The sequence below is a fragment of the Pseudonocardia lacus genome (genome assembly GCF_018531445.1).
Classification (GTDB): domain Bacteria; phylum Actinomycetota; class Actinomycetes; order Mycobacteriales; family Pseudonocardiaceae; genus Pseudonocardia; species Pseudonocardia lacus.
Window position 1 is genome coordinate 1 of record NZ_JAHDTH010000035.1, and the last position, 20,785, is coordinate 20,785.

General features: G+C 75.2%; 20 protein-coding genes and 1 pseudogene. 10 read left to right on the forward strand and 11 right to left on the reverse strand.

The window, feature by feature from the left end; all coding sequences use genetic code 11:
* From KIK08_RS10315 to KIK08_RS10340, 7 genes and pseudogenes are all read right to left on the reverse strand, one after another.
* Positions 1 to 1,100 (reverse strand): annotated as a pseudogene (locus KIK08_RS10315) (hypothetical protein); the annotation flags it as partial.
* Positions 1,101 to 1,541, reverse strand: a complete 441-nt coding sequence (locus tag KIK08_RS10320; RefSeq protein ID WP_214402829.1) for a hypothetical protein — start codon at positions 1,539 to 1,541, stop codon at positions 1,101 to 1,103.
* Positions 1,542 to 1,543: 2 nt separating this feature from the next.
* Positions 1,544 to 3,121, reverse strand: coding sequence for an FAD/NAD(P)-binding protein (locus KIK08_RS10325; protein WP_214402830.1), 1,578 nt, complete (start codon positions 3,119 to 3,121; stop codon positions 1,544 to 1,546).
* A gap of 58 nt (positions 3,122 to 3,179) precedes the next feature.
* On the reverse strand, positions 3,180 to 4,928 hold the full coding sequence (locus KIK08_RS10330; RefSeq protein ID WP_214402831.1) for a proline--tRNA ligase: 1,749 nt from the start codon (positions 4,926 to 4,928) through the stop codon (positions 3,180 to 3,182).
* A 42-nt stretch (positions 4,929 to 4,970) separates the two neighbouring features.
* Positions 4,971 to 5,486 (reverse strand): cytidine/deoxycytidylate deaminase family protein, encoded by a 516-nt coding sequence (locus tag KIK08_RS39785; protein WP_308257551.1) that lies wholly within the window; start codon positions 5,484 to 5,486, stop codon positions 4,971 to 4,973.
* A complete protein-coding gene (locus tag KIK08_RS39790) occupies positions 5,483 to 6,157 on the reverse strand; it encodes a RibD family protein (protein WP_308257553.1) in 675 nt (224 codons plus the stop codon). The genes KIK08_RS39785 and KIK08_RS39790 overlap by 4 nt, the downstream gene beginning before the upstream one ends.
* A gap of 70 nt (positions 6,158 to 6,227) precedes the next feature.
* Positions 6,228 to 6,656, reverse strand: coding sequence for a MerR family DNA-binding transcriptional regulator (locus tag KIK08_RS10340; RefSeq protein WP_214402832.1), 429 nt, complete (start codon positions 6,654 to 6,656; stop codon positions 6,228 to 6,230).
* Between the two features lie 39 nt (positions 6,657 to 6,695).
* On the opposite strand from KIK08_RS10340, the gene KIK08_RS10345 reads away from it, so the two are divergent.
* Positions 6,696 to 7,382, forward strand: a complete 687-nt coding sequence (locus tag KIK08_RS10345) for a class I SAM-dependent methyltransferase (RefSeq protein ID WP_214402833.1) — start codon at positions 6,696 to 6,698, stop codon at positions 7,380 to 7,382.
* Here KIK08_RS10345 and KIK08_RS10350 read toward each other — a convergent pair.
* Positions 7,318 to 8,067 carry a CDP-alcohol phosphatidyltransferase family protein gene (locus KIK08_RS10350; RefSeq protein ID WP_308257554.1) on the reverse strand — a complete coding sequence of 250 codons (750 nt, stop codon included), beginning with the start codon at positions 8,065 to 8,067 and terminating at the stop codon, positions 7,318 to 7,320. The two genes, KIK08_RS10345 and KIK08_RS10350, sit on opposite strands and share 65 nt — an antisense overlap.
* Positions 8,068 to 8,182: 115 nt before the next feature.
* On the opposite strand from KIK08_RS10350, the gene KIK08_RS10355 reads away from it, so the two are divergent.
* From KIK08_RS10355 to KIK08_RS10375, 5 genes are read left to right on the forward strand one after another with little or no spacing between them, the layout of a single operon-like run.
* Positions 8,183 to 9,157 carry a zinc-dependent alcohol dehydrogenase gene (locus KIK08_RS10355; RefSeq protein ID WP_214402834.1) on the forward strand — a complete coding sequence of 325 codons (975 nt, stop codon included), beginning with the start codon at positions 8,183 to 8,185 and terminating at the stop codon, positions 9,155 to 9,157.
* Between the two features lie 43 nt (positions 9,158 to 9,200).
* Positions 9,201 to 9,599, forward strand: coding sequence for a 6-pyruvoyl trahydropterin synthase family protein (locus KIK08_RS10360; protein ID WP_214402835.1), 399 nt, complete (start codon positions 9,201 to 9,203; stop codon positions 9,597 to 9,599).
* The gene (locus KIK08_RS10365; protein WP_308257555.1) at positions 9,596 to 10,681 is read left to right on the forward strand and encodes a glycosyltransferase family 4 protein; all 1,086 of its coding nucleotides are present in this window, start codon (positions 9,596 to 9,598) and stop codon (positions 10,679 to 10,681) included. Before KIK08_RS10360 ends, KIK08_RS10365 begins: the two co-directional genes overlap by 4 nt.
* Complete coding sequence (locus KIK08_RS10370; RefSeq protein ID WP_308257556.1) at positions 10,678 to 11,532, forward strand: methyltransferase domain-containing protein; 855 nt, start codon at positions 10,678 to 10,680, stop codon at positions 11,530 to 11,532. The genes KIK08_RS10365 and KIK08_RS10370 overlap by 4 nt, the downstream gene beginning before the upstream one ends.
* Positions 11,529 to 12,596, forward strand: coding sequence for a lysylphosphatidylglycerol synthase transmembrane domain-containing protein (locus tag KIK08_RS10375; RefSeq protein ID WP_214402836.1), 1,068 nt, complete (start codon positions 11,529 to 11,531; stop codon positions 12,594 to 12,596). Before KIK08_RS10370 ends, KIK08_RS10375 begins: the two co-directional genes overlap by 4 nt.
* 444 nt (positions 12,597 to 13,040) lie before the next feature.
* Here KIK08_RS10375 and ribA read toward each other — a convergent pair whose 3' ends face one another.
* A complete protein-coding gene (gene ribA, locus KIK08_RS10380; protein WP_214402837.1) occupies positions 13,041 to 13,760 on the reverse strand; it encodes a GTP cyclohydrolase II in 720 nt (239 codons plus the stop codon).
* A gap of 42 nt (positions 13,761 to 13,802) precedes the next feature.
* Here ribA and KIK08_RS10385 point away from each other — a divergent pair, with 42 nt between their 5' ends.
* Positions 13,803 to 14,306 (forward strand): DUF2231 domain-containing protein, encoded by a 504-nt coding sequence (locus tag KIK08_RS10385; RefSeq protein WP_214402838.1) that lies wholly within the window; start codon positions 13,803 to 13,805, stop codon positions 14,304 to 14,306.
* On the opposite strand, the gene metX is transcribed toward KIK08_RS10385, so the two are convergent.
* Together metX and KIK08_RS10395 are read right to left on the reverse strand one after the other, a co-directional pair.
* A complete protein-coding gene (metX, locus tag KIK08_RS10390) occupies positions 14,293 to 15,450 on the reverse strand; it encodes a homoserine O-acetyltransferase MetX (protein WP_214402839.1) in 1,158 nt (385 codons plus the stop codon). The two genes, KIK08_RS10385 and metX, sit on opposite strands and share 14 nt — an antisense overlap.
* A gap of 19 nt (positions 15,451 to 15,469) precedes the next feature.
* The gene (locus KIK08_RS10395; protein ID WP_214402840.1) at positions 15,470 to 16,765 is read right to left on the reverse strand and encodes a bifunctional o-acetylhomoserine/o-acetylserine sulfhydrylase; all 1,296 of its coding nucleotides are present in this window, start codon (positions 16,763 to 16,765) and stop codon (positions 15,470 to 15,472) included.
* A 217-nt stretch (positions 16,766 to 16,982) separates the two neighbouring features.
* Here KIK08_RS10395 and yaaA point away from each other — a divergent pair, with 217 nt between their 5' ends.
* The 3 genes from yaaA (at position 16,983) to KIK08_RS10410 (ending at position 20,721) form a co-directional block, all read left to right on the forward strand.
* Positions 16,983 to 17,735, forward strand: coding sequence for a peroxide stress protein YaaA (gene yaaA / locus KIK08_RS10400; RefSeq protein ID WP_214402841.1), 753 nt, complete (start codon positions 16,983 to 16,985; stop codon positions 17,733 to 17,735).
* A 229-nt stretch (positions 17,736 to 17,964) separates the two neighbouring features.
* Positions 17,965 to 18,939: a serine protein kinase RIO gene (locus KIK08_RS10405; RefSeq protein ID WP_250556713.1), complete on the forward strand. Its 975-nt coding sequence runs from the start codon at positions 17,965 to 17,967 to the stop codon at positions 18,937 to 18,939.
* Positions 18,940 to 19,326: 387 nt separating this feature from the next.
* Positions 19,327 to 20,721: a DEAD/DEAH box helicase gene (locus KIK08_RS10410; RefSeq protein ID WP_214402870.1), complete on the forward strand. Its 1,395-nt coding sequence runs from the start codon at positions 19,327 to 19,329 to the stop codon at positions 20,719 to 20,721.
* Positions 20,722 to 20,785 lie beyond the last annotated feature (64 nt).

A 20,785-nucleotide genomic window follows, 5' to 3' on the forward strand; every position in this document is an offset into this window, starting at 1 on the left:
GGGGTGCTCGGCGCGAGCGGCGGCGCGACCGTCGTCGGGTCCTCGCCGATGTCGCGGCCGATGTCGCGGCCGATGTCGCGGCCGATGTCGCGGCCGATGTCACGGCCGATGACCCGGGCGGGCGCCGGCGCGCCGGCCGGGACCCGCTCGGGCTCCTCCGGTTGCTCGGGTTCCGCCGGCTCCGCGGCGGGTTCGCCGGCGGGCGGGCCGTCGTCGAACCGCGGGCGCTCCGGGAAGTCGCCGTCGCCCGCGTACGCCCCGGTGGCCGGCATCGGCTCCGGCGCGGGCTCGTGGGTGGGCTCGGGCTCCGCGCTCGAACCGCCCCAGTCGGCGGCCTCGTGGACGCCGGGGTGCCCGGTGGGCAGCGGCTCCGGCTCGGGGTCGGGTTTCACGTACCGGGGGCCGGCGTGCGCAGGTTCGAGCGGCTCGGGCGGCGCGAACCCCTCCTCGAACGCCACGACCGGCTGTGCGACCGGCTCGGGGGTCGGCCGGTGCCGCGGCGTCCCGTCGAGCGGGGGCCAGTCGTCGAACGGGCCCTCGTCCGGCGGCGCGATCACCGGTGCCGGCACCGCCGGACCGGGCGCCGCGCCGGGCGCGCCCTCGACGGCCGCCCCGTCCGGGACGAGCACGACACCGCTGCCCGGGACGACGCCCAGCCGCAGGTCGTGCACGCCGCCGACCATGTCCGGGGGCAGCGCCACGCCGGCCAGGGTCAGCGCGACCGGTCGCTCCGGCACCGGCAGCAGCCGGTCGGTCCAGGCGGCGGACTGCACGCCCGACAGTTCGAGGTCCTGCTCCGGGACGACGAGCTCGACCTCCCCGGACAGGAACGTCGCCCACTGGTCGCCGGCCACGGCGAGGGTGCCGAAGCGCAGGTCGCCGCCGGCGTCGCCGCTGAGCCACATGGCCAGCCGGCGGGCCAGCGTGCGCCCCGCCGCCGCGCCGGGCTCGGCGGCCACCCCTTCGCACAGGTCGAGCAGGCGGGCCAGCGCGGCGGCGTCGCCGCTCTGCGCGACGCAGACGATGCCGGGCCAGCGGGCGACGACCGCGTCGGGCGGCCCGGCCGCGACGACCGCGGCCCTACCGGAGTCGAAGTCCACTCAGACCAGCCTCCCGCCGCGGAAGCGCCAGTGGATGAACGGCACCCGCATCGGGCCGACGATCATCAGCCAGACCACCAGCCACGTGGTCCCGAACAGCAGCAGGAACGCCCCGAGCGGCACCGCCGCGCCGTCGATGCCGGGCACCGCGTCCAGCGAGAGCAGCAGCCACACCAGCGCGCCCTCGTTGACGACGGTGATCAGGGCGAGCCCGGTGGGCCAGTCCTTCTCCCAGCGGAACTGCATGATCAGGTGGTAGACGAACTCCCAGAGCACGCCCAGCACGACGGTCGTCAGCAGGATGGTGAACGTCACCGTGTAGCGGTCGCCGAGCGAGCCCGGGAGCGACAGCAGCGGGGTGAGCAGGAGAGTCCACAGCCCGCCGATCACCACCAGCGTGGCGATGCGGGTCTGGATCCGCCCGTTCAGGGTGGGGAGCACGGTCAGATCCTCTTCCCGCGGGCCCACTTCCACCACTGGGACGTGGAGCGCAGCGGCCCCAGCCCCGAGCAGAAGCCGAGCGTCTGAAGGTCGTCGGCGATCTCCTGGGCGGCGATCTGCAGCCCGAGGAAGGTGTCCACGCCGGGGAAGTAGCCGCCGTTGGCCGCGCTGCCCGACAGGTACATCCGCCCGGGCTCGCTGCGGGTGCCGCGCAGCTCGAAGCTGCGCTCGACGTCCATGCGGCCCAGCGGGTTGCGCCCGGCGCCGCCGTGGTCGAGCAGGTCGGCCAGCACGCGGTGCTCGCGGACGTCGGCCTCCAGGCCGGTGCAGTCGATGACCGCGATCACCTGGACCTGGCGCGGGCCCTGGTCGGTCTTGAGCTCCACGTGCACGGTGCCGGACGGGCCGGGGCGCAGGTTGGCGATCTCGCCCTGGAAGGCCTGGTACCAGCCCTGCTGGCGGCCGCGGCGCATCTGCTCCTGCCAATTGCGCCGCTTCGGGGTGTTGGTGCCGCCGAACTGCTTGTACAGATCGGCGCGGTCCTGGCCCTCCAGCCTGCGCACGCGGGCCTTGAGCTGGCCGCCCCACACCGACTTCGGGTAGTTGAAGCCCTGGTAGGCCCACCCGTCGCCGCCGCGGCGGCGCATCCAGATGTGCGGGCCGTGCGAGCCGGTGACGAAGGTGCGGAAGCTGTGCAGGATCTGGGTCTGCAGGCCCAGCCGGTCGCGGTCGTCGATGAGCCGCTGCAGCACCCGGGAGGCCACGATCCCGCCGCCGCGCACGAGCACGGTGCCCGGGGCCGCCTGCAGCCGCTGGTAGATCTGCTCGTGCGGCTCGTAGGCGTTGACGACCGAGCCGTAGTCGCGGGTCTTCTCCCGGTACTCCTGCAGGTCGGGCAGGAACTTCAGGCCCGGGTAGCCGACCGCGATGTGCACGTAGCGGCTGCGGTAGGCGATCCGCCGGGTGTGCGTGGCACCCTCGGGCGGGGTCAGGATCGTGAAGTAGCCCCCGCCGATGCGCCGGCGCACCATCCGGACCTGGCCCTTGACCACGGTCTCCGGGTAGCCGATGCGGTGGTACTCGCGCTCCATCGACTCGAAGGCGTGGCCGGCCTTGGGCGTCCAGTAGTCGTTGAGGAACGGCTCGGTCAGCAGGTGCCACAGCGGCTTGAGCGACTTGGTGGCCCACGCCTCGCGGATGCCGTAGCTGGGGAAGCCCCAGATGTTGTCCGGGCAGGACGCCGAGTCGCTGCGCAGCCGCTCCGTGCGCGGGATCTGCGAGACCCGCGTCAGGTACTCGTAGCTCTCCCACGGGGTGTTCAGCTGGGTGAACACCTTGATCGCCGACGTCGGCACCCCGCAGATGCGCAGGTAGTCGACGGTGACGAACGACCCGATCCCGCCCCCGACGCTCACGAACGGCACGTCGTGCACGGGGATCCCCGCCCGCACGAGCATGTCGTCGGTCCACCAGTCGGTGTCCAGCAGTTCCTGCGTCAGGTCGCCCGGCTGTCCCCCCGACGCCGGAGCCCTGTCGGCCACCGGGCCCCGCCCCGGTAGCTCGATGGTGTCATCGCGCATGATCGTCCTTCCCCCGGCTCACGCCGCGCTCATCCGACCATGCCCGGTCGGGTGACCGCTACCGACCCCCCACGAGTGCGACGAGCTCCCCGACGACGGCGTCGACGGCGACCTCGGTCCGCTCCCCCGAACGGCGGTCCTTGACTTCCACCACGCCGCCGGCCAGCCCCCGGCCGACCACGACGATGGTGGGCACCCCGATCAGCTCCGCGTCGGCGAACTTCACCCCCGGCGAGGCCTTGCGGTCGTCGAGCAGCGTGCGCAGCCCGGCCGCGGACAGCTCGGCGGCGAGCCGCTCGCCGCCCGCCGCGATCTCCTCGGACTTGCCCGCGATGACCACGTGCACGTCGGCGGGGGCCACCTCGCGCGGCCACACCAGGCCCGACGCGTCGTGGTTCTGCTCGGCGATCACCGCGACCAGCCGGGACACCCCGATGCCGTAGGAGCCCATGGTGATCCGCACGGGCTTGCCGTCCGGGCCGAGCGCGTCCAGGCCCATGGCGTCGGCGTACTTGCGCCCGAGCTGGAAGACGTGCCCGATCTCGATGCCGCGGGCGGCCTCCAGGGGGCCGCTGCCGTCGGGGGCGGGGTCGCCCTCGCGGACCTCGGCGGCCTCGATGGTGCCGTCGGGGGTGAAGTCGCGCCCGGCGACCAGGTCGACGACGTGGTGGTCGGGCTTGTCCGCGCCGGTGACCCACGCCGTACCGGTGACGACGCGCGGGTCGACCAGGTAGCGCACGCCGTTGGCGGCCAGCGCCGCCGGCCCGATGTAGCCCTTGACCAGGAACGGGTGGCGGGTGAAGTCGCCCTCGTCGAGCAGCGCGACCTCGGCCGGGTCGAGCGCGGCCTCCAGCCGCTTCATGTCGACCTCGCGGTCGCCCGGGATGCCGATGCCCAGCAGCGTCCACTCGTCCGTGCCCGGCCGGCGGGTCTTGACCAGCACGTTCTTCAGGGTGTCGGCGGCGGTGAAGGTGCGCCCGTCGAGGTTGGCGTTGAGGAAGTCGACCAGGGTGGCGATGGTCGGCGTGTCCGGGGTGTGGTGCGCCTGGGCCTCGGGCAGGCCGTCGAGCGGGCGGGCCTCGGGCGCCGGGGTGGTGACGGCCTCGACGTTGGCCGCGTAGCCACCGGGGCTGCGCACGAACGTGTCCTCACCGGTCTCGGCGATGGCCAGGAACTCCTCCGACGCCGAGCCGCCCATCGCCCCGGAGGTGGCCGCGACGATCACGTACCGCAGCGAGAGCCGGTCGAAGACCTTCACGTAGGCGTCGCGGTGGCGGCGGTAGGACTCGGCCAGCCCCTCGTCGCTGAGGTCGAAGGAGTAGGAGTCCTTCATCACGAACTCGCGCCCGCGCAGGATCCCCGCGCGGGGCCGCGCCTCGTCGCGGTACTTGGTCTGGATCTGGTAGAGCGCGACCGGGTAGTCCTTGTAGGAGCTGTACTCGCCCTTGACCGCGAGGGTGAACAGCTCCTCGTGGGTCGGGCCGAGCAGGTAGTCGTTCTCGCGGCGGTCCTTGAGCCGGAAGATGTTGGGCCCGTACTCCGTCCAGCGCCCGGTGGCCTCGTAGGGCTCGCGCGGCAGCAGCGCCGGGAAGTGGATCTCCTGGGCGCCGATGGCGTCCATCTCCTCGCGCACGACCCGCTCGATCGCCCGCAGCACCTTGAGCCCCAGCGGCAGCCACGAGTAGATCCCCGGGGCGACGCGGCGGACGTAGCCGGCGCGGACCAGCAGCTTGTGGCTGGGTACCTCCGCGTCGGCCGGGTCCTCGCGAAGGGTGCGGAGGAACAGCGACGACATCCGGGTCAACACCCGGGAAAGGGTAGCGACGCACCCGGGCGCCGGTCGCGGCGGTTACCCGCCGCCGCCCTCGTCGCGGACGCGTTCGGTCACCCGGGCCAGCAGGTGGCGGTTCACCTCGCGGACCTGGGCGGCCAGCTCGGGCAGCTCCACCACCTCGACGCCCGCGGCGCGCAGCAGCTCCGCGCCCCGGCCCTCGACGAAGATGGTCGGCTCCCGCCAGGCGAACACCACCCGCCCGATCTGCGCGCCGAGGATGAGGTCGGTGCAGGTCCGCGGCCGGGAGGCGCGCGCGCTGCACGGCTCCAGCGAGCTGTAGATCGTCGTGCCCGCCGGCGCCCGCCACCCCTCGCCCAGCGCGGCCAGCGCGATCTCCTCGGCGTGGTCGTGCGGGTCGTAGGGGCGGGAGTAGCCCTCGGCCAGCACCGCGCCGTCGGCGTCGACGACCAGCGCGCCGACCGAGAACGCCGTGCGCGAGGGGGGCGAGCGGCGCGACAGCGCGACGGTCGCCTCCAGCCACTCGCGGTCGGTGAGCCGCCCGCCCGCGCCGGCCGGGCCCGCGGCGCTCACCGGGTGCCTCCGAGCAGGTAGCGGGCGACGACGACGTCGTCGACGCGGTGGACGTCGGCCAACCTCATCCGGTGGTCGGGACCGTGCGGGAACACACCGGCACCGACGAACCGCGGGGCCCCGGCATTCCCGACGAAGATCGGCGCGACGGCCAACTGCAGCTCGTCGACGAGGTCCGCGGTGAGGAACAGGGTGTGCATCGCCGTGCCGCCCTCCACGAGCAGCGAGCGCACGCCCCGCTCGTGCAGGTCGGCGAGCACGAGCGCGGGGTCGAGCGGGTCGCCCGCCGGCACGGTCGTGGCCACCTCCCGCACACCGTGCGGCGCCTCGACGCCGGCGGGGAGATAGACCAGCTTGGGCTGGTCGCCGGTGGTGAAGAAGCGCGCCGAGGGGTCGAGGTCGCCGGTGGAGCTGATCGTCGCCTTCAGCGGCTGCGCCGGCAGACCCCGCGCCACCCGCTGCGCGACCCGGTCGGGCGAGCGGACGAGCAGCCGCGGGTCGTCGTGGCGGATCGTGCTGGCGCCCACCAGGATCGCGTCGGCCGCGGCGCGCTCGCCGTCGACGCGGTCGAGGTCGGCCGGTCCGGACAGGACCAGCCGCCGCGGCGAGGTGTCGTCGATGCAGCCGTCGACGGACGTCGCGACGGACAGGACGACACGGGGACGGGCCACTCCCCCATCCTTCCCCCCGCGCCGGTCGGTGAGCAGCCCACCGCCCCGGCGCGCCGGTCTGAACGGGGGGTCAGTGCCGGTGGGCCTCGGCCAGGGGAACCCCGGCGAGGCGGGCGTCGACGATCCCGGCGTGGGTGGGGCACTCGCCGAGCTCCTCGTGGGGGCAGGCGAGCGCGTGGGCGAGGGCCGTGCGGGCGGTCCGGGCGCGGGCGATCTGCTCGTCGAGCTCGCCGAGCTTGGCCGCGGCCAGCTCGCGCCACGCGCCGGGCTCGTCGGGCCGGCTGGCCAGGAACGCCGCGATCTCGCGGAGCGTGAAGCCGCAGTCGCGCAGCAGCAGGACCCGACCGACCAGTGGCGCGGCGGACGCCGGGTAGCGCCGCTGCCCGGAGCTGCGGGCCGGGGCGGGCAGCAGCCCGAGCCCCTCCCAGTAGCGCAGCGCGGACGCGGCCACGCCGGTGGCGTGGGCCAGCTCGCCGATGGTCATGAGCTTCTCGGACATCTTGACTTCGAGCGTACGTGAGGTCGTTGGGTAGACGGCATGGTTCCCACGACACTCCGCCGCCGCCTGATCACCGCACTCGTCCGCCAGGCCGGCCACCCGCGCGGCCCCCTCGGCCGCGCCGTCGGGCTGCTCTTCGCCCACCGCGGCTCCAACCGCGAGCGCAACAGGTGGGTGGTGACGCTGCTCGACGTGCGGCCGACCGACCGGGTGCTGGAGGTGGGGTTCGGCCCCGGGATCGCGATCGCCGAGCTGGCCCGCCGCGTCGACCGCGGCCAGGTGCTCGGGGTCGACCACTCGGCGGTGATGGTCCGCCAGGCCACCCGGCGCAACTCCGCCGCCGTCCGGGACGGGCGGGTGGTGCTGCGGCAGGCCGCGGTGGACCGGCTGCCCGATCTCGGCGGGCCCGTCGACGCCGCGCTCGCGGTGAACTCGATCGGCTTCTGGCCCGACCCGGTCCGGCGGCTGGTCGAGCTGCGCGGACTGCTGCGCGAGGGCGGGCGCATCGCGCTGGTCGCCCAACCGCGCCAACCGGGCTCGGACGCGTCCACGACCGCCCGGGCGGGCCGGGAGCTGCGGGAGATGCTGGCCGCGGCCGGCTTCACCGGGTTCCGCACCGAGACGCTGCCGCTCACCCCACCGGTGGCCTGCGTGCTGGCCGTCAACCCGGCGGCGGGCCAGGCCTGCGCAGCAGGTAGACCGTGTCGCGGCCGAACGACCAGATGAGCGTGACGAGCGCGACCGCGGCCGCCGCGGCGGCCACCGGGCGGGGCACGAACGGGGCCGCCACCCCGATCATCACCACGCCCTGGGTGGCGGCGACGACCTTGCGGGCCCGGCTGAACGGCAGCTCGCCCTTGAGCTGGGGCCAGATCGCCATCGCCGCGATGAACACGTAACGGGCCAGCCCGATGGCGAGCACCCACAGCCCCAGCGACCGGCTGGCCAGCACGCTGAGCACCAGCACGAGCAGCGAGTCGAGCTCCATGTCGAAGCGGGCGCCCAGCTCGGAGACCGAGTCGGTGCGCCGGGCCACGTACCCGTCGGCCAGGTCGAGCGCGAGCGCCACCGAGGCGATGACCAGCATCACGATCGTGCGGGTGGGGCGGTCGGGCAGGCCGGCGATCTCGTCGGCGATCTGGTCGGCCACCAGCGCCGTCACCCCGCCGACCAGCGTGGCCCGGGCGAGCGTGACGCGGTTGGCCGACCCCGCCGCCGCGGCGCGACGCGCGGGCGCGCCGATGGCCAGCAGGAAGCCGACGACCGCGGCGAACACGCAGCAGGCCAGCCAGCCCGCGCTGCCCACGCCGACGGTCGCGGTCAGCACGAGCAGCACCACGACCTGCCCGGCCAGCGCGACCAGCAGCTCGGTGTCGAACGCGCGGGTGTCCCGGCGTGGGCGCGTGGCCACAGCGATCTCCCTGTCGTAGCGTGCCGGTCGAGGGAGCAGCCGACCGTGTCGGGTGCCGGTGTTGGTATCAGGGTGATTGTGTCAGGAGGTGGGGGTGGCGCACGACCGCGCTCCGGTGCCCACTCGCGCGTTCTGGGTGGCCGAGCCGGGTGTCGGCGAGATCCGGTCCGCGGAGATCCCCCCACCGGGCGAGGGCGAGGTGCTGGTCAGGACCCTGTACTCGGCGGTGAGCCGGGGCACCGAGGCCACCGTGTTCCGCGGCGGCGTCCCGGAGAGCCAGCGCGCCGGCATGCGCGCCCCGTTCCAGGACGGGGATTTCCCCGCACCCGTGAAGTACGGCTACCTCAACGTCGGTGTCGTCGAGGAGGGGCCGGGCGGGCTGCGGGGGCGCACCGTCTTCTGCCTGCACCCCCACCAGGACCGCTACGTCGTGCCGGCCACCGCCGTGGTGCCGGTCCCCGAGGGCGTGCCCGCCGCCCGCGCCGTGCTCACCGGCACCGTGGAGACCGCCGTGAACGCGCTGTGGGACGCCGCGCCGCGCGTCGGCGACCGGATCGCCGTGGTCGGGGCCGGGATGGTCGGCTGCTGCGTCGCCCGCCTGCTCGCCGCGCTGCCCGGCGCCCGCGTCCAGCTCGTCGACGTCGACACCGGCCGCGCCGACACCGCCGCGGCGCTCGGTGTGGGCTTCCGCACGCCCGACGAGGCCGACGGCGACTGCGACCTCGTGTTGCACACCAGCGGCAGCTCGGCCGGGCTGACCCGGTCGCTGGAGCTGCTGGGTGAGGAAGGCGAAGTCGTCGAACTCAGCTGGTACGGCGACCGTGTGGTCAACGTGCCCCTCGGTGAGTGGTTCCACCCGCGCCGGCTGACCATCCGCAGCAGCCAGGTGGGCACCGTCGCGCCCGCCCGCGCCCGCCGCCGCGACTACGCCGACCGGGTCGCGCTGGCCGCCGGGCTGCTCGCCGACCCCGCCTTCGACGCGCTGATCACCGGCGAGAGCCCGTTCGACGAGCTGCCCGACGTGATGCCCCGGCTCGCGGCCGGGGAGCTCGGGGCACTGTGCCACCGCATCGCCTACCCCGCCGCCTGACCGCCCGCCCGACGCCCCACCCCTACCCAGGAGGCCCGACCCGGTGTTCCGCGTGACCGTCCGCGACCACATCATGATCGCCCACAGCTTCCGCGGCGCCGTCTTCGGACCGGCCCAGCAGTTGCACGGCGCGACCTTCGTGGTCGACGCCACCTTCCACCGCCCGGACCTGGACGACGACAACATCGTCGTCGACATCGGGCTGGCGACCGAGCAGCTCAAGGCCGCGCTGGCCGACCTGAACTACCGCAACCTCGACGACGTCGAGGAGTTCACCGGGACCAACACCTCCACCGAGTTCCTGGCCAAGGTGATCGCCGACCGGCTGGCCGCGGCCGTGGCGGCCGGCTCGCTCGGCCCGGGCGCGAGCGGCCTGACCTCGATCGAGGTCACCCTGCACGAGTCGCACGTGGCGTCGGCGAGCTACCAGCGCGACCTGTGACGGCCGAGGGCCCCGACCTGCACGTCGTCCTGCCCGGCGGCGTGGACGACCCCCGCGCGCCCAGCGGCGGCAACGCCTACGACCGGCGCGTGTGCGAGGAGCTGCCCGCGCACGGCTGGCGGCTGCACCGCCACGTCCTCGCCGGTGCCTGGCCGCGGCCGGGCAGCACCGCCACGGCGGCGCTGGAGCGGGTGCTGGCCGGCCTGCCGGACGGCGCCGTCGTGCTGGTCGACGGCCTGGTCGGGTGCGGGGTCCCGGAGGTCGTGGTGCCCGCGGCGCGGCGGCTGCGCCTCGCCGTGCTCGTCCACCTGCCGCTCGCCGACGAGACCGGGCTGGACGCCGTCGAGGCCGCGGAGCTGGACCGCCGCGAGCGGGAGGTGCTCGACGCCGCGGCCGCGGTCGTGGTGACCGGGCCGTGGGCCGCGCGGCGGCTGGCCGGGCGTGCGGCCGTGCACGTCGTGGAGCCCGGCGTCGACGCCGCCCCCCTCTCCCCGGGCCGCGGCGACGGCTCGGGGCTGCTGTGCCTGGCCTCGGTGACCCGGCGCAAGGCCCAGGACGTGCTGGTGCGGGCGCTCGCCGAGGTGGCCGACCGGACGTTCGACTGTGTGCTGGCCGGCCCCCGGCCCGACCCCGCGTTCGACGCCGAGCTCACCGCGCTGATCGAGCGCGTCGGGCTGACCGGGCGGGTCCGCCTCGTCGGCCCGCTGGCCGGCGCCGAGCTCGACGCCGCCTGGGCGGCCACCGACCTGGCCGTGCTGGTGTCCTGGGCCGAGACCTACGGGATGGTGGTCACCGAGGCGCTCGCCCGCGGCGTGCCGGTGCTGGTCAGCGACGCCGGTGCGCTGCCCGAGACCCTCGGCCGCGCCCCCGACGGCAGCCTGCCCGGTGTCGTCGTCCCGGCCGGGGAGGTGGGCCCGCTCGCCGCGGCGCTGGCGCGCTGGTTCGACCGCGCGGGCTTCCGTGCACAAGTACACGGATCGGCCCGGGAGCGGCGCTGCATACTGAGCGGATGGGCGGACACGGCGCGGCACCTGCACGCGGTGCTGGACGGGATGCGGCGCCGGCCGGTGGCGATCCCGTGACCGACCTGTTCGTCCCCGAGTTCGACCCGGGCTGGCTGGCCGCCAGGGAACCGGCCGACCACGCCGCCCGCGCCACCGCCCTGGCCGAGCGCCTCGCCGCGGCGCTGCCCACCGGCGGCGAGGTCGTCGTCCACGACCTCGGTTCGGGCACCGGCTCGCTGACCCGCTGGCTCGCCCCTCGGCTGCCCGGCCCGCAGCGCTGGGTGCTGCACGACCGCGACCCCCGGCTGCTGGAGCTGGCCCGGCGGCGCTGCGTCGGCATCACCGACGCCGCCGGCACCCCGATCTCCGTGCGCACCACTACCGGCGACCTCGCCGACCTGAGTGCCACCGATCTGGCCGGCGCCTCCGCGATCACAGCCTCCGCGCTGCTCGACGTCCTCACCGCGGCCGAGGTCGAGGCGCTGGCCGCCACCTGCGCCGCGGCCGGCTGCCCCGTCCTGTGGACGCTCTCGGTCACCGGCGAGGTCCGGATCGACCCCGCCGACCCCCTCGACGACGCCGTGACCGCCGCGTTCAACGCCCACCAGCGCCGCCCCGGACCGGGCGGCGCCCTGCTGGGCCCCGACGCCGTCGAGGTCACCGCGCGGGCGCTGCGCCGCCACGGCATGGCCGTCCGCGTCGCCGACACCCCGTGGCGGCTCGACCCGACCGACCACGCCGGCCTGCTCGACGAGTGGCTGCGCGGGCGCGCCGCGGCCGCCGTCGAACAGGAACCCGCGCTCACCGCCGACGCCGGGCGCTGGCTGGCCGACCGGCTCGCCGCCGTCCGCGACGGCCGCCTCACCGCCGTGGTCGCGCACCACGACCTGCTCGCCGAACCGGACCGCTCACCGGAGGTGGCGCCATGAAGCACTCGGTCCCGACCCGACCCACGCCGTGGCTGCGCCTGCTCGTCGGCGTGGGCATCATCGTCGGGCTCATCGCCGTGCTCGGGAAGGACGCCTTCGCCAAGGGGCTGAGCGTGATCGGTCCGGTGTCCATCGCGGCCGCCCTGGGCATCGGGCTGCTCACCACCGTGCTGAGCGCGCTGCGCTGGCAACTGGTGGCCCGCCGCGTCGGGCTGCGGCTGCGGATCCGCGACGCGATCGCCGAGACCTACCGGGCCAGCTTCCTCAACGCCGTGCTGCCCAGCGGCGTGCTCGGCGACGTCGACCGCGCCGTCCGCCACGGCCGCGACTCCGGCGACATGGCCCGCGGCGCCCGCGCGGTGGTCCTGGAGCGCACCGCCGGGCAGGTCGTGCTGATCGCCGTGGCCTGCGTCGTGCTCCCCACCCAGCCCGCGCTCGTCGCCGCCGTGCTCAGCGGCCCCGGCTACCCCCCGGTCGCGGTGGCCCTCGGCGCGGTCGCCGTGCTGATCGCCACCACCGGCGTCGCCGTCGTCATCGCCCGCCACCGCCCCGGCGCCAGCAAGTGGCGCCGCGTCCTGGGCGCCGCCATGGCCGACGCCCGCAAGGGCCTGCTGGCCCGCGACACCTGGCCGGCCCTGTTCGCCCTGTCCCTGGCCTCCCTGGCCGGCTTCCTGATGCTCTTCCTGGTCGCCGCCTACGCCGCCGGCACCACCGCCCCGCTCTGGCAGCTCATCCCGCTGCTGCTGATGGCGCTGCTGGCGATGGCCCTGCCGGTCAACGTCGGCGGCTGGGGCCCCCGCGAAGGCATCGCCGCACTCGGCTTCTGGATGGCCGGCCTGGGCGCTCCCCTCGGCATCACCACCTCGGTCGCCTACGGCGTGCTGGCCCTCATCGCCAGCCTGCCCGGCGGCGTGGTCCTGCTGCTGCGGCGGGCCGCGCGGGCGCGCGCGGAGCGCGAGCTGGAACTGGCCGAGCACCACGGCGGGCCGGCCGTGCCGGTGACGGCGCCGATCCCGGTCGTCCAGCCGGCCCCGCCGGCCCGGCCGGAGTCGCTGCCGCGCTGAGGCCTTGCCTCTTGAGGGGCCTCCGGCGGCGCCTCCGCGGCGGGCGACCTCAGCAGGGGGTGGAGTGGCCGCTCCGCGGCCACCTTCACGCCGAGTGGGGCGTCCTCGCAGCGCCCGGTGGGGCGTCCTCGCAGCGCCCGGTGGGTGCCGCAGCCCGGGCTGGGTCGTCGCAGCCGGCCGGCGGGCTGCGAGCACACCGCTAGGTCTGCGAGGACCCCGAATCACCTGACCAACCGGGCCGGGGAGCCGACGAAGAAGGAAGACGAGGAAGAGGGAGCCGACCCGGCGACCCGAGATGGGTCGCCGGGGGTGCCGGACCGCAGCATCGGAGCTTCACGGGGGAGCGGATGCCGCTGCGGTCGCACCGGGATGGCGCGATCCCCGGAGACGGGGACCGGCCACGAGCACGGGACGCCGCGCGTCGCCGGGTCGGCTCGGGGGTGGCTAGTCGGAGGCCGGGTCGAGTTGGGGCAGCAGGTGGCGCATGCGGTCGCGCTTGGTGCGCAGGTAGTCGAGGTTGACCGGGTCCGCCGGGACGGTCAGCGGGATCCTCTCGGACACTTCGACGCCGTGCCCGCGCAGGGCGGCGACCTTGTCGGGGTTGTTGGTCAGCAGGCGTACCGCGGGGACCCCGAGGTCGGCCAGGATCGCCGCCCCCGCGCCGTACTCGCGGGCGTCGGCGGGGTGGCCGAGGGAGAGGTTGGCGTCCAGGGTGTCCTGGCCGCGGTCCTGCAGGGCGTAGGCCGCGATCTTGGCGCCGAGCCCGATCCCGCGGCCCTCGTGTCCACGCAGGTAGACCAGGACGCCCCGGCCCTCCTCGGTGATCATGTCGAGGGAGCGGCTGAGCTGGGCGCCGCAGTCGCACCGGCGCGAGGCGAAGGCCTCACCGGTCAGGCACTCGGAGTGCAGGCGGGCAAGCGGCGGCTGCTGCTCGTCCGGCCGGCGCTGACCGTTGGTTGAGGGTTCATGGATAACAGTTGAGTGCTCATTTAAATCTCCCAGGACGAGAGCGACGTGGTCGACGTCGAGCACGTCGTCGCGGTAGGCGACGGCGCGGAAGTCGCCGTGAGCTGTGGGGAGCGCGCTGTCGGCGATCCGGGTGATCCGATTTTCGGGTTCGTCCCGGTTACCGACGGTGCGAGCCGTTGGACTGATCGACACCATGTGTGTCTACCCGTCCCTCCGTCGTGTCGCCACAATGCAGCGGTGCTGATCACTGTCGGCGGCCTACCGGCCCACCCCCTGCTCGTGCACGCCGTGGTCGTGCTGCTCCCGCTCGCCGCACTGGGTGCCCTCGCCGTCGCGGTGCGCCCGAAGTGGCGGCGGGGCGGCGGGACCGTGGTCGCCCTCCTCGCGCTCGGCGGCGCCGTCTCGGCCGTCCTCGCCTGGATCGCCGGCAACCAGCTCGCCGAATACCTGCAGGCCCAGGGGCAGGACCCGGGCCCCATCAGCGCGCACGGCGCCCTCGGCCTCAACACGGTCATCGCGGCGTGGCCGTTCGCGGTGCTGGCGATCATCACCGCGGTGGTCGCCCGCCGCGACCCGCGGCCCGGCCGGGGCGCCGCGACGGTGGCGACGGCGACGACGTCCACCGCCACCACCGTGGCCGCCTGGCTGACCGTCCTCGCCGGGATCGCCGCCTGCTACTTCGCCGTGCTGGCCGGCGACTCCGGGTCACGGATGGTGTGGGGCTTCATCACCCAGAGCTGACGGGCTCGGCGAGCAGCTCACCCAGCAGCGCCCCCACCGTCGCGGCCTCGACCAGGAACCCGTCGTGGCCGTACGGCGACTCGACCAGCCGCACCGGGCCGGAGCCGGGGATCCCGTCGGCCAGCTCGGCCTGCTGCTCCACCGGGTACAGCCGGTCGGAGCTGATGCCGGCGACCAGCGTGCGCGCCCGCACCCGGGCCAGCCCGCCGGGCACGCCGCCGCGGCCGCGGCCGACGTCGTGGGAGTTCATCATCTCGGTCAGCCGCACGTAGGACCCGGCGTCGAAGCGGCGCACCAGCTTCGCGGCGTGGTGGTCGAGGTAGGACTCGACGGCGAAGCGCCCGCCCGACCACGGGTCCTCCCCCGGCTGGGCCTTGCGGCCGAACCGGGTCTCCAGCTCGAACGCGCTGCGGTAGCTCAGGTGGGCCATCCGCCGGGCGACGCCCAGCCCCAGGTGCGGACCCTGGCCCGCCGGTGCGTCGTAGTAGTCGCCGCCGCGCCACCCCGCGTCGCCGCGGATCGCCGCCAGCTGCGGGGCCACCCAGCCGATCTGGTCGGCCGTCGTGGCCGCCGGGCAGGCCAGCAGGAACAGCCGGTCCACCCGGTCGGGCTCGGTGGCCGCCCACTCCAGCGCGCGCATCCCGCCCATGGAGCCGCCCACCACGCAGGCCCAGCGCCGCACGCCGAGCTCGTCGGCGAGCGCCGTCTCGGCCGCCACCGAGTCGCGCACGGTGAGGAACGGGAACCGGCTGCCCCACGGGCGGCCGTCCGGCCCGGGTGAGGACGGCCCCGTGCTGCCCTGGCAGCCGCCGACCACGTTCGGGGCGACGACGAACCAGTGGGCCGGGTCGAGCGCGCGCCCGGGGCCGACCAGCGTGTCCCACCAGCCCGCGGTGGCGTGCCCGTCGCCCGCGGGACCGCTGACGTGGCTGTCGCCGGTGAGCGCGTGCAGCACGAGGACCGCGTTCGACGCGTCGGCGTTCAGCTCGCCCCACGTCTCGTAGGCGATCCGGACGTCGGGCAGCTCGCCGCCCGCCTCCAGGCGCAGGGGGCCGGGCAGCCGCAGGAAGCGGCGCCGGCCGGGGTCGTCCCCCTCCCGCCAGGCGCCGCTGGCGGGAGGGAGCTCGGTACCGACTGTGGTCACCTCAGGATCATGTCCCGCGTCAGGCGCCCTTCGCCGCCCGGAACCCGGCGTCCAGGTCGGCCTTGAGGTCCTCGATGCCCTCCAGACCGACGGAGAGCCGGATCAGCCCCGGGCTCACCCCCGTGGCCAGCTGCTCCTCGCCGGAGAGCTGGCTGTGCGTCGTGCTGGCGGGGTGGATCACCAGGCTGCGCACGTCGCCGATGTTGGCCAGGTGGCTGTGCAGCTCCAGCGCGTCGACGAACTTCTTGCCCGCCTCGACGCCACCGGTGATCTCGAAGGCGACCACGGCGCCCGCGCCGCGCGGCAGGTACTTCTGCCCGGCCTCGTACCACTGGCTCGACGGCAGCCCGGCGTAGTGGACCTTCTCCACCTCGTCGCGCTGCTCCAGCCACTCCGCGATGCCCTGGGCGTTCTGCACGTGCCGCTCGATGCGCAGCGACAGCGTCTCGATGCCCTGGATCAGCAGGAAGCTGTTCTGCGGGGAGATCGCCGGGCCGAGGTCGCGCAGCAGCTGCACCCGGATCTTGATCAGGTACGCCAGGTTGCCCAGCGCGTCCCAGTAGTTCAGGCCGTGGTAGCTGGGGTCGGGGGTGGTCAGGCCGGGGAAGCGCTCGGCGTGCTCGCCCCAGTTGAAGTTGCCGGAGTCGACGACGACGCCGCCGATGGCGGTGCCGTGCCCGCCGAGGAACTTCGTCGCCGAGTGCACGACGATGTCGGCGCCGTGCTCGATCGGGCGCAGCAGGTACGGCGTGGGCACCGTGTTGTCCACGACCAGCGGCAGGCCCGCCTCGTGCGCCACGTCGGCGACGGCGCGCAGGTCGAGCACGTTGCCGCGCGGGTTGCCCAGCGTCTCGGCGTAGAACAGCTTGGTGTTGGGCCGGACGGCGGCCCGCCAGGCGTCGAGGTCGTCGGGGTCGTCGACGAACGAGACCTCGATGCCCATCTTCGGGAACGTGTAGTGGAACAGGTTGTACGTGCCGCCGTAGAGCGAGGCGCTGGACACGAAGTGGTCGCCGGCCTCGGCGATGTTGAGGATCGCCAGGGTCTGCGCGGCCTGCCCGGACGCGAACGCCACCGCCCCGATCCCGCCCTCCAGGGCGGCGACGCGCTGCTCGAGCACGTCCTGGGTCGGGTTCATGATCCGCGTGTAGATGTTGCCCAGCTCGGTGAGCCCGAACAGCGCCGCCGCGTGGTCGGTGTCGCGGAACGTGTAGGACGTCGTCTGGTAGATCGGGGTGGCGCGGGCCCCGGTGGTCGGGTCGGCCGTGGCGCCGGCGTGGACCTGCTTGGTCTCGAAGGACCAGGATTCGGACACAGTTGTCTCCTGAAGACGAAGTGGGACGGGGTCAGCGGCCGGGTCGACAGGCCGCGCTCACGACCCTCATGTTGTCCACGTGCAGGCGCCCCACCAGCGGGATCACGCGCAGGGCCACGAGGCGGATCACGTCGGCGACCGTATCCCGCTGGCCCGTCCGGCACAACGGCCCTCGCCCGGGAGGGTCCGTGATCCGCGCGGCTCCTACCCTGGTCCGGTGCTCGTGCTGCTCCCGCCCTCGGAGACCAAGCGGGACGGCGGCGACGGCCCCCCGCTGCGGTTGGAGGCGCTGTCGCACCCCACCCTCGACCCGGTGCGCATGCAGCTCGTCGACGAGCTGGTGGAGCTGGCCGCCGACCCCGTGACGTGCCGGGCGGCGCTCGGCATCACCGAGGCCCAGCACGCCGAGGTCGCCCGCAACGCCGCCCTGTGGACCTCCCCCACCGCGCCGGCCCTGCACCGCTACTCGGGCGTGCTCTACGACGCCCTCGACGCCGGCTCGCTGCGCGGCACCGCGGCGGCGCGGGCCCGCGCCCGGCTCGCCGTCGGCTCGGCGCTGTTCGGCCTGGTGCGCGCGGACGACCCGGTGCCGGCCTACCGCCTCTCCGCCGGCGCCAAGCTGCCCGGCGGCGGCACCCTGGCCAGTCGCTGGCGCCCGCTGCTGGAGCCGGTGCTGGCCGCGATCGCGGTCGACGAGCTGGTCGTGGACCTGCGCTCGGGCTCGTACGCGGCGCTGGGCCGGGTGCCCGGCGCGGTCACCGTCGACGCGATCGCCGAACTGCCCGACGGCTCCCGCAAGGTGATCAGCCACTTCAACAAGGCGCACAAGGGCCGGCTGGCCCGGCTGCTGGCCGGCACCCGCGCCGAGCCGTCGGACGCCGGCGCCGTCGCCACCCTGGCCCGCCGGGCCGGCATGCGCGTCGAGCGCCCCGGCCCCACCGCCCTGCACCTGATCATCCCCTCCCCCTGACGCCGCGCCAGGGGCGCGGTGGGGCGGGGCGTAATTCGGTTGCGGGCGGGGTTCGCGGGGCGGGAAGGTGCTGCGACGCGCCGGAGGAGCCGGCGGATCGAGGAGGTGTGCGACATGTCCATCGCTGTCCTGGACGTGCCCCGCGCCCGTCCGATCCCCGCCCCGCGCTGACGGCCGGCCTCTCGCGCTCGGCCCTCCGCGGGGCGTCACTCCGGTAGGAGACCCCGCGTTGCCCCGTCACGACCTGACCGAGTTCGACAACGTCAACAACAACGACATCCACACGTCCCGCCGCCGCGGCAAGCGCCGCTTCGACGACGAGGACGATCCCCGCCCCCGCCGCGGGGCCCGCCCCGGTTCCGCCGCGCTCGACGAGCTCGACGAGCGCGCCGGGATCGACATCGACGGGCCGCCCGAGGGCGACCGCTGGTCCACGTGGGACGGCGCCGAGCACGGCCCGCTCCCGCGGCCCGGCTGGGTGCTGACCGAGCACGCCGCCGTCGACACCGAGCTCGGCGTGCTCAAGACCGGGAAGGAGGCCGACGTCCACCTGGTCGAACGGTCGGTGCCCGGGACCGACCGCCGGGTCGTCATGGCGGCCAAGCGCTACCGCACGGCCGAGCACCGGATGTTCCACCGCGATGCCGGCTACCTGGAGGGCAGGCGGGTGCGCCGGTCCCGGGAGACGCGCGCCATGTCCGGGCGCACCTCCTTCGGCCGCGAGCTGCTGGCGGGCCAGTGGGCGGGCGCCGAGTTCGCGGCGCTGGGTTCGCTGTGGGCGTCCGGGGTGTCGGTGCCCTACCCGGTGCAGCTGTCGGGCACCGAGCTGCTGCTGGAGTTCGTCGGCGACGGGGAGGGCAACGCGGCGCCGCGGCTGGCCCAGCTGCGCCCGGACCCCGACGAGCTCGCCGACCTGTGGGAGCAACTGGGCGAGGCCCTGCTCGGGCTGGCCCGCCTCGGCTACACCCACGGCGACCTGTCGGCCTACAACATCCTCGTGCACGACGGCCGGCTGGTCCTGATCGACCTGCCGCAGGTCGTGGACGTGGTGGGCAACCCGCAGGGCCCGGAGTTCCTGGCCCGCGACGTGCGGCGGGTCGCGGAGTGGTTCGCCGCCCGTGGACCCGTGGGGGGTGTCGACGGCGCGAGCGCGCTGCTCGACTCGCTGCACGTCGCGCTGGGGATCCCCGTCGATTCCCGCTGACGGCGACGGATCGGCGGGGAAAGGTCACAGCCGGTGGCTGCACGGGTCGACCGGGCGCTCGGATAAGCTGGATCACGAGCGCCCGGCCGGTCCGGCCCCTAGCAGGCGCACCCGCAGTACCCAGTTGGGCGCGCGTCTCGCGCCCGGGCTCGTCTTCGAGGTCCCAGCCGCCGCTCCCCGGCCGCTGCGCTCCGTGCGACGTGCCACGTCCCGGAGGTTCTTTTCCCCGTGTCTTCCCCGACCACCCGTCGTGCCCGTCCCGTGGGCGGCTCCCGGCCGCGCCGGTCCGACGGCCGCGGCCGCTCCGGCCGCCCGCAGGCCGAGCAGCGCTTCGCCCCCACCCGTCCCGCCGTGGAGGAGGCGCTGTGGACGGCGCCCGCCGCCGGCATGCCCACCTTCGCCGAGCTCGGCCTCCCGACCCCGGTGGTCGACGCGCTCGCCGCCCGCGGTTTCACCGAGCCGTTCGCCATCCAGGCCGCGACCCTGCCCGACGCGCTGGCCGGGCGCGACCTGCTCGGTCGCGCCCAGACCGGCTCCGGCAAGACGCTGGCCTTCGGGTTGGCGCTGCTGTCCCGCATGGCGGGCTCGCGCTCGCGACCCTCGCAGCCGCGCGGCCTGGTCCTGGTGCCCACCCGCGAGCTGGCCCAGCAGGTCGTCGACGCGCTCGACCCGTACGCGAAGGCTCTCGGCCTGACCACCGCGGTCGTCGTCGGCGGCCTGTCGTTCAACCGGCAGGTCAGCGAGCTGCGCGGGGGCGTCGACCTGCTGGTCGCCACCCCCGGCCGGCTCGCCGACCACCTGCAGCAGCGCACCTGCGACCTGTCCGAGGTCACGGTCACCGCGCTCGACGAGGCCGACCGGATGGCCGACATGGGCTTCCTGCCCCAGGTCAGGGCCATCCTGGACCGCACCCCGGCCGACGGGCAGCGGCTGCTGTTCTCGGCCACCCTCGACGGTGAGGTCGCCACTCTCGTCCGGCGTTACCTGACCGACCCGGTGACCCGTTCCATCGCCTCGGCCACCGGCCAGGTGTCCACGATGGAGCACCACCTGCTGCACGTCGACGTGGCGAGCAAGCCGCGCGTGGCCACCGAGATCGCCGCCCGCGACGGCCGCACGATCATGTTCGTGCGCACCAAGCACGGCGTCGACCGGCTGGTGAAGCAGCTGCGCCGCAGCGGCATCGACGCCGGCGCGCTGCACGGCGGCAAGGCGCAGAACAACCGCAACCGGGCGATCGCGGCGTTCAAGGAGGGCCGCACCCCGGTGCTGGTGGCCACCGACGTCGCCGCCCGCGGCATCCACATCGACGACGTCAGCCTGGTCGTGCACGTCGACCCGCCGGCCGACCCGAAGGACTACCTGCACCGCGCGGGCCGCACGGCCCGGGCCGGCGACAGCGGCGTCGTGGTCACCCTGGTCACCGCGGTGGAGCGGTCGGACGTCGACAAGCTGGCCCGCCAGGCCGGCATCCGTCCCACCCAGACGACCGTCGCACCCGGCGACGCGGCGCTGTCCACGATCACCGGGGCGCGCGAGCCGTCCGGTGTGCCGATCGCCGAGCCGCCGAAGCCGGCGCCGACGCCCCGCGGTCCGGGGCGTGGCCGCAGCCGCAGCGGCCGTGGCCGCGCCCAGCCGGCCGGTCAGGAGCAGTCCCGCCAGGACGCGCCCCGCCAGGGCGGCGCGGGTGAGAACCGCGCGGCACGCCGCGTCGGCACCACCCGGGCGACGTTCTCCGCGGCCCAGCCGGGTCGCCGGCCCCGCCGGCGCGGGGCCGTCTGACCCGTCGGGCCACGACGTGCGCGGGTGAGGGGCGGTCGGCGATGCCGACCGCCCCTCACTCGTC

Excerpts from the sequence above, each read along its gene's own strand:
- ribA (WP_214402837.1), bottom strand. The coding sequence starts at position 13,760 with ATGGTGTCGATCAGTCCAACGGCTCGCACCGTCGGTAACCGGGACGAA.
- KIK08_RS10345 (WP_214402833.1), top strand. The coding sequence starts at position 6,696 with ATGGTTCCCACGACACTCCGCCGCCGCCTGATCACCGCACTCGTCCGC.
- KIK08_RS10410 (WP_214402870.1), top strand. The coding sequence starts at position 19,327 with ATGCCCACCTTCGCCGAGCTCGGCCTCCCGACCCCGGTGGTCGACGCG.
- KIK08_RS10325 (WP_214402830.1), bottom strand. The coding sequence starts at position 3,121 with ATGCGCGATGACACCATCGAGCTACCGGGGCGGGGCCCGGTGGCCGAC.
- KIK08_RS10375 (WP_214402836.1), top strand. The coding sequence starts at position 11,529 with ATGAAGCACTCGGTCCCGACCCGACCCACGCCGTGGCTGCGCCTGCTC.
- KIK08_RS10340 (WP_214402832.1), bottom strand. The coding sequence starts at position 6,656 with ATGTCCGAGAAGCTCATGACCATCGGCGAGCTGGCCCACGCCACCGGC.